The 10,618-nt window shown below is 69.9% G+C and carries 9 protein-coding genes and 1 pseudogene; 5 read left to right on the top strand and 5 right to left on the bottom strand.

Annotated features, from left to right (window positions below; all coding sequences use genetic code 11):
* Positions 1 to 669, top strand: a 669-nt coding sequence (locus tag ABZT04_RS45375; RefSeq protein WP_356066439.1) for a cbb3-type cytochrome c oxidase subunit I, incomplete at its 5' end; no start/stop codon positions are given.
* A 378-nt stretch (positions 670 to 1,047) separates the two neighbouring features.
* On the opposite strand, the gene ABZT04_RS45380 is transcribed toward ABZT04_RS45375, so the two are convergent.
* Positions 1,048 to 3,006 (bottom strand): ricin-type beta-trefoil lectin domain protein, encoded by a 1,959-nt coding sequence (locus ABZT04_RS45380; RefSeq protein WP_356066442.1) that lies wholly within the window; start codon positions 3,004 to 3,006, stop codon positions 1,048 to 1,050.
* A gap of 187 nt (positions 3,007 to 3,193) precedes the next feature.
* On the opposite strand from ABZT04_RS45380, the gene ABZT04_RS45385 reads away from it, so the two are divergent.
* On the top strand, positions 3,194 to 4,420 hold the full coding sequence (locus tag ABZT04_RS45385) for a glycosyltransferase (protein ID WP_356066463.1): 1,227 nt from the start codon (positions 3,194 to 3,196) through the stop codon (positions 4,418 to 4,420).
* On the opposite strand, the gene ABZT04_RS45390 is transcribed toward ABZT04_RS45385, so the two are convergent.
* Positions 4,417 to 4,815, bottom strand: a complete 399-nt coding sequence (locus tag ABZT04_RS45390; RefSeq protein ID WP_356066445.1) for a VOC family protein — start codon at positions 4,813 to 4,815, stop codon at positions 4,417 to 4,419. The two genes, ABZT04_RS45385 and ABZT04_RS45390, sit on opposite strands and share 4 nt — an antisense overlap.
* A 101-nt stretch (positions 4,816 to 4,916) precedes the next feature.
* On the opposite strand from ABZT04_RS45390, the gene ABZT04_RS45395 reads away from it, so the two are divergent.
* Positions 4,917 to 5,894, top strand: coding sequence for a YafY family protein (locus ABZT04_RS45395; RefSeq protein ID WP_356066448.1), 978 nt, complete (start codon positions 4,917 to 4,919; stop codon positions 5,892 to 5,894).
* Here the strand turns inward: ABZT04_RS45395 and ABZT04_RS45400 are convergent.
* On the bottom strand, positions 5,891 to 6,544 hold the full coding sequence (locus tag ABZT04_RS45400) for a TetR/AcrR family transcriptional regulator (RefSeq protein WP_356066451.1): 654 nt from the start codon (positions 6,542 to 6,544) through the stop codon (positions 5,891 to 5,893). The genes ABZT04_RS45395 and ABZT04_RS45400 overlap by 4 nt on opposite strands.
* Before the next feature lie 317 nt (positions 6,545 to 6,861).
* Here ABZT04_RS45400 and ABZT04_RS45405 point away from each other — a divergent pair, with 317 nt between their 5' ends.
* On the top strand, positions 6,862 to 7,632 hold the full coding sequence (locus tag ABZT04_RS45405) for an SDR family oxidoreductase (protein WP_356066454.1): 771 nt from the start codon (positions 6,862 to 6,864) through the stop codon (positions 7,630 to 7,632).
* Positions 7,633 to 7,650: 18 nt separating this feature from the next.
* Here the strand turns inward: ABZT04_RS45405 and ABZT04_RS45410 are convergent.
* Positions 7,651 to 8,101, bottom strand: a pseudogene (locus ABZT04_RS45410) (TIGR03618 family F420-dependent PPOX class oxidoreductase).
* 13 nt (positions 8,102 to 8,114) lie between these two features.
* Between ABZT04_RS45410 and ABZT04_RS45415 the strand changes: the two are divergent.
* Complete coding sequence (locus ABZT04_RS45415; protein ID WP_356066457.1) at positions 8,115 to 8,654, top strand: GNAT family N-acetyltransferase; 540 nt, start codon at positions 8,115 to 8,117, stop codon at positions 8,652 to 8,654.
* Between the two features lie 89 nt (positions 8,655 to 8,743).
* Here the strand turns inward: ABZT04_RS45415 and ABZT04_RS45420 are convergent.
* Positions 8,744 to 10,618 (bottom strand): cellulase family glycosylhydrolase (locus tag ABZT04_RS45420; RefSeq protein WP_356066460.1); only part of this gene is annotated, 1,875 nt, incomplete at its 5' end.

Below are 10,618 nucleotides of genomic sequence, written 5' to 3' on the forward strand. Positions count from 1 at the left end.
GTACCCACCGGCGTGAAGTTCTTCAACTGGATCGGCACCATGTGGAAGGGGTCCTTGTCCTTCGAGACCCCGATGCTCTGGGCCACCGGCTTCCTCATCACGTTCGTGTTCGGCGGTCTGACCGGGGTGATGCTCGCGTCGCCGCCGCTCGACTTCTCGACCTCGGACTCGTACTTCGTGGTGGCGCACTTCCACTACGTCGTGTTCGGCACCGTGGTGTTCGCGATGTTCTCCGGGTTCCACTTCTGGTGGCCGAAGATGACCGGCAGGATGCTCGACGAGCGCCTCGGCAAGATCACCTTCTGGACGCTGTTCATCGGCTTCCACGGCACCTTCCTCGTCCAGCACTGGCTGGGCGTGAACGGAATGCAGCGCCGGATACCCGACTACCTGGCGGTGGAGGGCCTGACGACACTCAACACGGTGTCGACGATCTTCTCGTTCCTGCTCGGCCTGTCGATCCTGCCGTTCCTCTACAACGTGTGGAAGACGGCCAAGTACGGCAAGAAGGTCGAGGTCGACGACCCGTGGGGCTACGGCCGCTCCCTGGAGTGGGCCACGTCCTGCCCGCCCCCGCGGCACAACTTCCTCACCCTCCCGCGCATCCGCAGCGAGTCCCCGGCGTTCGACCTGCACCATGCCGCTGAGCGGGAGCTGAGCGCACGATGAGCGTGAGCGAGAAGGAAAGGGCGCTCGTGGCACAGATCGAGGGGCATCTGCTCCTCGCCGCGACGCGTGCGGAGGGCCGTAGGTCGTCGGCCAGGCTGGCAGACCGCATGGGCTGGCTCACGGACTCCCAACGGGCCGAGGTGGAACGGCACTTCGAGGCCGAGTACCTCGAAGTCGCCCGCGTCTCCTGGCTGCGCACGGCCGAGCGGTGCGCACAGGTGCGGGACGAGTACGAGGCGACGTATCGAAGACTGCGGCAACGACTCCTGCCGCCTGCTTGTTGGGGTGCGCGCTGCTCGCGGCGCTGGCCTTCGTGGCATCGGCATGACACGTGCGGGCGGCCGTGGTGGGCCGCCCGCACACATCACGCCAGTGTCACTACGTCAGCGTCCACTTCTGGTTGTTCGCCGTGCCGCAGGTCCACAGGATGAGCTGGGTGCCGTTGGCCGTGGCGGCGCCGTTCGCGTCCAGGCAGAGGCCCGCGTTGACGTTGGTGAGGGTGCCGTCGGAGTTGGCGGTCCACTTCTGGTTGTTCTGGCCGTTGCAGTCCCAGATGACGACCTTCGTGCCGTTGGTGGTGCCACTGTTGTAGGCGTCCAGGCACTTGTTGCCGTAGACCACGAGTTCCTTGCGGGATGTGTACGTCCAGGCCTGGTTCTGGCCGCCGTTGCAGTCCCAGATCTCGGCCTGGGTGCCGTTGGTGATGGTGTTGTTGTAGACGTCGGCGCAGCGGCCGGACTGGGTGCCGACGATGAGGGAGCCGTTCGTGCCCGGGATGGGCTGGACGTTGACCGAACCCAGGGTCGGCAGTGAACTGCCGGTCAGCGTGAGGGAGTTGGCCGAGCCCTTCGACAGGTCGGCCTGGACCGAGATCGTGCCCGGGCTGGAGCCGGTCGGCGGGAAGGAGACCGTCGTCGCGGTCTGGCCGTTGACCTGCAGGGTGCCGGTGACAGCGGTGGAGCCGGTGTTGGTGTAGGTGACGTCGACGACGTCCAGGCCGGTGCTCGCCGCGCTGATGCCGGTGTACTTGCCGGTGGAGGTGGCCGCGTAGTTGGTGCTGGCCGCCTCGGTGCCGCCGCTGATCTTCAGGAACACCGAGCCGCCGGCCGGGACGCTCGCCGTGTAACTCGTGCCGTAGCTACCGATGTTGGAGCGGGACCACAGATCACGGACGGTGGCGGACGCGGTGGTCAGGCCGAGGTCGGACCAGCGGACGGTGATGTTCTGGGCGGCGGAGGTGCGGTTGAGGAGGGTGACCGCGCGGTTGCCGGTGCCGGACAGGACCTTGCCGTACACCTGGAGTCCGGTGGTGTCCTCGGCGACCTTGACGCCCTGGAGGCCGCGCGCGTCCTGGTCGACGGCGATGACCTCGGGGTTGGTGAGGATGCCGGTGGTCTCGGAGGTGAGGGTCGTCAGGTCGTTGCCCGCCATGAGGGGGGCGCCGGAGATGGCCCAGAGCGCCATGTGGGTGCGGTTCTGGGCGGCGGTGAGGCCGGACATGCCGACCATCAGCATGTCGGGGTCGTTGTAGTACCCGGTGTGCTGGGCGGCCGGGTGCAGACCCTGGTCGAAGTTGGAGAGCATGTTCGTCGTCGACGGCGAGTTGCCGTAGTAGATGATGTCCGTGCTCGTCCGGTACATGGGGGCCAGGCCCGGGGCCCAGTTCCAGGGGTTCTGGTAACCCCAGTTGCAGACCGAGAGGGTCAGTGCGCGGCCGGTGGAGGCCGTGGCCTTCGCGACGGAGGCGCTGATCGCCTTGTACGCCGTCGCCGCGTCGAGGCCCTCGGCGTCACCACCGCACCAGTCGACCTTCACGAAGTCGAAGCCCCACTGGGAGAACTGGAGCATGTCCTGGTCGTAGTGGCCTTCGCTGCCGGTGTTGGCGGCGGCGGGGCGGCCCGTCGGGTAGTAGTAGCCGCAGCCGTTCGCGCCCGCGTCCGTGTAGATGCCGGCCTTGAGGCCCTTGCTGTGGATGTAGTCGGCGATGGCACTCATCCCGCCGGGCCACTCGCTGGTGTCGACGGTGATGTTGCCCGCGCTGTCGCGGGTGCCCTGCCACCAGCCCTCGTCGATGTTGATGTACTTGTAGCCGGCCGCCGGGAGGCCCGAGGCGACGAACGCGTCGACCTGTGCCTTGATGACGCTGTAGTTGATCTTCGCAGCGAAGCTGTTCCAGGAGGCCCAGCCCATCGGCGCGGTGGGCACGGCTATCTGACGGGTCGCCGAGGCGACGGGGGCCGCCTGGAGTGGGTCGGCGGGCGCTGGTCTGGTGAAGAGAAGCAGGGTAACTGCCGCTGCGGCCGTCGCGAGGGCGCGCAGGAGGGGGGTGCGGAACATGCGGCTCCTTTGCCGATTATCCGAAATATCGAACATGGATCGGTTAGCCGAACGAGACGGCGGGCTGAAAGTAGAGCCGCCGGAGACGGAAGTCAACGGTTGTGACACGCACGGGAGTTGGAATCCCGCACGCCCCGCCCACCAGCGGGATACCGGCGGGATACTGACCGTCGTGCGAGTAGCGATCATGACGGCGGGCTCCCGGGGCGACGTGGCCCCGTACACCGGTCTCGGGCATGCCCTGGCCCTGGCGGGTCACGAGGTCACGCTCGTCACCCATGGTCCCTTCGCGCCCCTGGTGGCGGGGTCGGGCGTCGGCTTCCATCCCCTTCCGGTCGATCCCCGGGCCGAGTTGGAGTCCTCGCGGGGGCGCGGGCTGCATCGCAGCGCCTCCGGCGCCGGCAAGTTGCTGCGGCTGGCGGGCATGGCGCGGGCGGTGGTCGAGCGCATGACCGACGACCTGCTGACGGCCGCGCGGACGAGTGAAGTCCTGCTGGTGGCCGCCTCGTTGGGGCCGCTGGGGCACGCCCTCGCCGAGGGGCTGTCCCTGCCGAGCATGGGGGTGTATCTCCAACCCGTTGCACCGACAAGGGAGTTCGCACCACCACCGCTCGGCGGAGGTTCCTGGGGCGGGATCGGCAACCGTATCGCCGGGCACGGGGTGAACCGGGCCGTGGAACACGTCTTCGCGACCGCCGTACCGGACGTCCGGGCGCGTCTCGGCCTGCGGCACACCCGGGCCGGTGCCGCCCTCCGGGCCCGGGAACGGCAGAACTGGCCCGTCCACCACGGCTTCAGCCCGCTCGTCGTCCCCCGACCGGCCGACTGGCGCCCGGGTCTGACCGTGGCGGGCTACTGGTGGCCGTACGACGGCGACACACAACTCCCCCACGAGCTACGGGACTTCCTCGACTCCGGGCCCGCCCCGGTGTTCGTGGGTCTCGGCAGTGCCACCGTGCCCGATCGGGAGCGGTTGAGCACCGAGATCGTGCGCGCCCTGCGCCGGGCCGGGCTGCGCGGGGTGATCCAGCGCGGCTGGGGCGGCCTCGAAGGAGACGGTGACGACGTCCTGACCATCGGCGAGGTGCCGCACTCGGCGCTGTTCCCGCGGATGGCGGCCGTGGTCCATCACTGCGGCGCGGGCACGACCGCGGCCGGACTGCGCGCGGGGGTACCGGCCGTGCCGGTACCGATCCAGTTCGACGAGGGCTTCTGGGCCGCGCGGCTGGTCGCCCTGGGCGTGGCTCCGGCCGCCGTACCCCTGCGCGGCCTGACCGCCGACTCCCTCTCCGCCGCGCTCGTACGGGCCACCCGTGAACCGGGCTACGCCCAGCGCGCGCGGGCCCTCGGCGCCCGGGTGCGGGCCGAGGACGGCGTCGCACCCGTGCTGACCGCCCTGAACGAGCTGGTCTAGCGCTGCTGCCGTGCCACCGCCTCGGGGGTGACCGGCGTGAAGAAGTTGACCAGGTTGCCGTCGGGGTCGCGGAAGAGGAGGGAGCGGTTGCCCCAGGGCATCGTCGTCGGCTTCTGGACGATCTCGCAGTCGAGGGGCGCCAGGCGCTCGAACTCGGCGTCGACGTCGTCGACGCGGAACTCGGTGATCACCGAGCGGTTGGCGGCGGGTCGCGCGGAGCCGGCGCCGAACAGGACGACGGTGCGGGTGCTCGCGATCGCCAACGTGCAGGCGGGCGTGACGAGTTCGGCGAAGTCGGAGGTCCACCAGGTGGCCGTGGCACCGGTGACCTGTTCGTAGAACCCGACGAGACGGTTGACGTCGTCGGTGATGACACGGATCGAGACGAAGTTCATGAGCGCTTCCCGTTCAGAGGTGGTGCGGGTGGCAGGGACGTCTCTCACGCTAGGAGCAATACCGGGCAGGATCCGCCCGGTATCCGAGGGAGACTTTCCGGGTGACCACATCGACCGCGCGTGTGCTCGCCCTGCTGGAGATCCTCCAGAGCGGCGGCCTCCGTACCGTTCCCGAACTGGCCGCCCGGCTGGGCGTCGACGAACGCACGGTCCGCCGCTACGTCGGCCACCTGCTGGACCTGGGCGTCCCCGTCGACTCGGTACGCGGTCGCTACGGCGGCTACCGGCTCGCTCCCGGCTATCGGATGCCCCCGCTGATGCTCACCGACGAGGAGGCGCTGGCCGTGGTGCTCGGTCTGCTGGCCGGGCGAAAGGCCGGGCTGGTCACCTCGTCGGCCGCGGCCGGCGAGAGCGCCACGTCGAAACTGCTGCGTGTCCTGCCCGCCGCCCTGCGCCGACGGCTGGACGCCCTGCTGGACACCGCCGACTTCACCGCGCCGTCCCGCGCCGCCACCGCGCCCGAGACCGGGGTGCTGCTCGAACTCGCCGAGGCAGCGCTCCACCGGCGACCGGTGGCGATCAGTTACACCGACCGGAAGGGCCGCGACAGCGACCGCACCGTGCTGCCGTACGGTCTCGTGGCGCATGCCGGACGGTGGTACCTGGCCGGTGCCGACCCCGCCGACGGAGAGGTGCGCACCTTCCGCCTGGACCGGATCGCCGCTCTGAGCGTGCGGTCCGGTTCGTTCGACGTCCCGGCGGATTTCGACCCGACGGCCACTGTGCTGGACGGTCTGGCGAGCACACCCTGGACTCACGACGTGTCCCTGCGGATCCAGGGCAGTGTGCAGCACATTCGCGGGCATCTCCCCGCCGGGATCGCCGCACTGACCACGCCGCCCGACGGCGTCGCCGGCTGGGTCCACGTCCGGATCCGGGCCGAGCGGCTGGACTGGATCCCGCCCGTCCTGGCCGCCCTCGACCGCCCGTTCGTCATCGAACAGCCGGCCGCCCTGCGCGACCTCGTCCGCGCGCTGGCCCGCCGCCTGGACGAGTACGCCGACGACGGGTCGCCCTAGTTGCTCCAGCCCGGCGGCCGCATGATCCCCAGCAACTGTCGGACCAGCTCGTCCACGACCTCGTCCAGCGTGGCGTCCACCCAGCCGGCGCTCCAGTCGTGAAGCAGACCGTTGACGCTGCCGATGAACGCCGTCGCGGCGATCCGGTAGTCGCGCCGGGCCGCCTCCCCGCGTACGGCGGCGGCCTTCGCCTCGGAGCAGATGAGGTTGATCCAGCGGGCGCGGCGGGCCAGCCGCTGTTCCTCGAGGCGCGGGCTGACGCCGACGATCTCGACGAAGGTCATGCGGATGCGGCGCGGGTCTCCGGTGACGTTCTCGGCGTAGGCGCGGAAGATCACGCCGGCCCGCTCGGCGAGCGGCAGATCCTCGGCGGCGGTGAGCGCGGTCAGTACGGCTTCCTCGGCCCAGTCGTTGACCTGGAGATGGAGCGCGGCCAGGACGTCCTCCAGGCTGCGGAACTCCTCGTAGAACTGCCGGGTGGACAGGCCCGCGGCCTCGCTGAGCGCGGCGACGGTCGTGCCGCGGTAGCCGGGGGTGTCGCCGAACAACTGGAGCGCGGCGTCCAGGAAGCGTCCGCGCCGCTCGGCCTGCCGCTCCTGGGCGGACTTGCCGCCGTAACGACCGGTCGGCGCCTTGAGCCTGCCCGTCACTGTCGCACTCCTGTCTCCATGACCATCGGCCAATCTTGTCGTGTCCGAGGTCTTACGGAAAAGGCTGCTCCTTCATCACTTTTCGTCAAGTAATGCGGCGACGTGTGCCCGGGTCGGCGCTGACCTGCGCGAACGGTCGGGGTGGGCGCAGAGGGTGCACATTGTGTGCGCGTCGGCGCGGACAAAGTTAACCGTCGGGCGGCCGTGCGACCTCCCCTTCTCGGCCCGACCTTCTGGACTTGCTAGTCCATTTCTTGCGGCGCACAGTGGTCCGCGGCCCCACCCAGGGGACGGCACGGACAAGGGAGAGATGAGCCATGACGGAGCGGCTGCGGAACAAGACGGCGCTGGTCACCGGGTCGACCAGCAACATCGGGCAGGCGATCGCGGAGGCGTTCGCCGCCGAGGGCGCCCATGTCGTCGTGTCCGGACGGAGTCAGGAGCGGGGCGCCGTGGTCGTGGCGGGGATCCGCGCGTCCGGCGGCCGGGCCGACTTTCTCGCGGCGGACCTGGACGGCAGCGCGGAGGCCTCCCGAGACCTGGCCGCGCGGGCCCGCCAGGTCCTGGGTGGGCGGATCGACATCTTGGTGAACAACGCCGGCGTCTACCCGGCTCCGGGCACCGTCGACACCGACGAGAAGACCTTCGACCAGGTCTACGGCGTGAATGTGAAGGCTCCGTTCTTCCTCACCGCCGCCGTCGCCCCCGTCATGGCGGAGTCCGGCGGCGGGGTGGTCGTCAACCTCGGCTCGTGGATCGCGCGCCTGGGCGTCCCGCTCGGCGCGCTGTACAGCTCCACCAAGGGCGCCATGGAGACCCTCACCCGGGCCTGGGCCGCCGAGTTCGGCCCGCAGGGCGTGCGGGTCAACGCGGTCTCGCCCGGGGTGATCCTTCCCCCGACGCCTGAGGGCGGGGAGCCCCACCCGGGCGAGATCATGATGAAGGGCACCCCGTCCGGCCAGGTCGGCACCCCGGACGCCATCGCGCACGCCGTGGTCTGGCTGGCCAGCGACGAGGCGGCCTTCGTGCACGGAACGGTGGTGGACGTCGACGGAGGCAGGACCGGCGTCGCGGTGGTCGCGGCCTAGGCGTCAACTGGTGAGCAGCTAGCCGTCGATGTCGAGCGCCGTGCCGTACAGGCGGTCCACCTTCAACCGGATGACCACCCGGCGTTCGGCGACCAACTGCTCCAGGAACGCGCCCTCGTCCTCCGGCTTCGCGGCTTGCGGGATCATGTCGAGCAGCTCCCGCCCGACCGCGTCGCCGGTCACGGTCGTTGGTCTCGGAGACCTCGGCCTCGCCCTCGGCGACAGCGAAGGACCAGACGTCGCCGCCCTGCACATGCAGCGCCGCACGCGGATTGCGCCGCACATGCTTGACCTTGACCCGGTCTGCCGTCGTCGAGAACCGCACCACGCGGGCTCCGGGATCCCAGCTGTACAACATGGTGGTCAGATGGGGGTGGCCACTGCGCTTGACGGTGGCGAGCGTGCCGAACTGCTGCTTGCCGAGCAGGCCGGAGGGGCACCAGGTGAACGGGCCGCCTGCGCACACCAGTTAGCGTGCGTGGATGGAAGATCTGGCATCTGTGGCCTGGCCGCCCGAGTCGATCAGGACCGAGCGGCTCGTGCTCCGTGAGTCCGAGGGCCGGGACCGTGCGGCGTTCGTCGAGTTGTTGGCCTCGTCGGAGGTGCACACCTACCTCGGCGGTGCCCGGCCGCGTGACCAGCTTGAGCGCGAGATCCCCGAGGTACCGGGGCGCAGGCCCGGGCGTCTCGTCGTCGAGCTCGACGGGGCGATGATCGGCCTGATCCTGATCAGGAGAGGGACAGAAAACAGTCGCCCTGCTGCCGCGGGGAAGGTCGATCTCGGCTACATGTTCCTGCCGCGGGCATGGGGATTCGGGTACGCCGCCGAAGCGTGCGCGGCGGCACTCGGCTGGGTCGCCGAGGCGCTTCCCGGCGAACCCGTGGTGCTCACCACCCAGACCGCCAACACCCGCTCGATGCGACTCGCGGCGAAGCTCGGGTTCACCGAGGTGGAGCGGTTCGAGGCCTGGGACGCCGGGCAGTGGCTCGGGATGTGGACCCCGGTCGCGTCGGACGGTTGAGTTCGTGCGTACCAAGGCCCTTGGTCGGCTTGGTGGTTGAGGCGCCGGCCGTCCATCCGTGGGACCGACGGCCGGCGCCCCTGTTCCGCTCAGCTGTGCGATGCGGCCCACGCGGCCAGTTCGGACTTGGCCGCGCTCAGCAGTGTCGAGGAGGGGCTCGACGCGCCGTTGGTGATGAGGGCGTAGTGCAGGGTGCCCGAGCCGGTGGCGGAGAGCAGGACGCGGTGGCTGCCGGTGCCGCCCGGTTCGTTGGCGTAGCCGATCGGGGTCGAGGACGTGTACGCCGGGAGGCCCGAGATGGCGCCCAGGTCGGAGACCACGGTCGTGGACGCCGCCGGGAAGGAGGCAGGGAGGTGGAGTTCGGTGGGGGCGGTGGAGCTGTTGGAGCGCCACAGCAGCAGACCGTACTGGCCGGAGCCGACCAGTGACGACACGTTCGGGAGCGAGCTGGGGACCGGGTTCCAGGTGAGGGTCGTGGAGCCGTCGCGGGAGCGGTCCTCGTAGGTGAAGGCGACCGTGGTGCCGGCGGTCGCGCTCGGGTAGATCCGGTCGAGGAGACGGGCGTCCTGACGGAGTGTCACCGCGCCGGAGTCCGTCATGTCGACGGCCGAGAGGTCCTCGTCGTTCCAGGCGTCGCCGGAGGTGAGCACCTTGTCGGGGTTGTCGTTCATCACCTCGTCGTGGCGGCCGTTGTAGATGTCCCACTGCCACTGCGTACCGGACAGAACGGAGCCCGAGCCGGTCGGGTTGGACCACCAACTCGCGCCCGGCAGGCGGGAGTCGAGGGCCTGGTACATCGCCTTGAGGACGGTCGGCGCCTTGCCCGCGACCGTTCCGGACAGCGGATGCCCGAACTCGCTGACGATGGCGGCGGTGCCGGCCGCCGAGGCCCGGTCGCGGACCGTGCCGAAGTCGGTCGAGTACTGGCCGTCGGCCGCGTTGCCCCACATCAGGATGCCGGAGATCGCCTTCTGGTCGTAGAAGTGGGTGTTGAAGACGTACCGCGAGCCGAGCGTGCCGGCGTCGAGGAGTCCGCCCTCCTGCACCTGGCTGGAGATGTTGGAGTTCCAGAAGAGGTTCGGCTCGACCAGGGCGGGCTTGGCCGTCCAGCCGGCCGCGTCCATCCGGGCGCGGAACTTCACATAGAACGGCCAGAGCAGGTTCTGTTCCCAAGTGCGGCTGGTCTGACCGGAGTCGTAGATCCCGGCGAAGGGCTCGTTGTACGGGTCGAAGCCGACGACACCCGCGAACTCGTCGGTGCTCAGGTGCTGTTGGATGTACGTCATGGTCGACTGGGCGGTGGCGAGGAAGGAGTCCTGGAGGCCGTAGTTGTTGTGCCAGAAGTCGTACTGGGCCTTGGTGACGGCCGAGTTCTGGGTGATGTTCTGGCCCCAGAAGAGGCAGATACCGCAGGACTCCTGGGGGTAACTCCCGAGGGCCACGGCCCACTTGGGGGCTCCGTCGCCCGTGTACCAGCTTCCCGTGTTGAACAGGTACCGGGAGTAGAGGTCCTGGTGGAAGTCGGGGTAGACGCGGATGCCGGCGTCGAGGAACGCCTGCATCTGGGCGGTGGCGGCGGCCAGATACGTGGTGTCTACCTGACCGCGTACGGGTTCGGCGTGGGCCCAGGAGAGCAGGAAACGGACCGAGTTGCCGCCGCCGAGGGCGCGCAGCGCGGTCGCGGACTTCTTCGCGTCGGCGACCGAGGCGAAGGGGAGACCGCTGTTCTCCTCCAGCTTGGTCTCACCGGAGACGTTGTAGCCGCGCAGGACGACCTGGCGGCCGTAGCCGTCGACGAAGCTGCCGTTCTGCACGGTCAGCGCTGAGCCGTCGAACCAGAGGGAGTCGGTGGGGGTGGCGGCGGTGGCGGGCCCGTTGATCAGGAAGACCGAGCCCCACCAGAAGTGGTCGAGGAGCACACCGCCGGTGATCGGGCCGATGGCGATGGCGAGGCCGACGCCGCC

The sequence above is a fragment of the Streptomyces sp. NPDC005492 genome (assembly GCF_040605995.1).
GTDB lineage: Bacteria > Actinomycetota > Actinomycetes > Streptomycetales > Streptomycetaceae > Streptomyces.

Bases quoted from the DNA above. Each gene is read 5' to 3' on its own strand.
- ABZT04_RS45380 (WP_356066442.1), bottom strand. From the start codon at position 3,006: ATGTTCCGCACCCCCCTCCTGCGCGCCCTCGCGACGGCCGCAGCGGCA.
- ABZT04_RS45385 (WP_356066463.1), top strand. From the start codon at position 3,194: ATGACGGCGGGCTCCCGGGGCGACGTGGCCCCGTACACCGGTCTCGGG.
- ABZT04_RS45390 (WP_356066445.1), bottom strand. From the start codon at position 4,815: ATGAACTTCGTCTCGATCCGTGTCATCACCGACGACGTCAACCGTCTC.
- ABZT04_RS45405 (WP_356066454.1), top strand. From the start codon at position 6,862: ATGACGGAGCGGCTGCGGAACAAGACGGCGCTGGTCACCGGGTCGACC.
- ABZT04_RS45415 (WP_356066457.1), top strand. From the start codon at position 8,115: ATGGAAGATCTGGCATCTGTGGCCTGGCCGCCCGAGTCGATCAGGACC.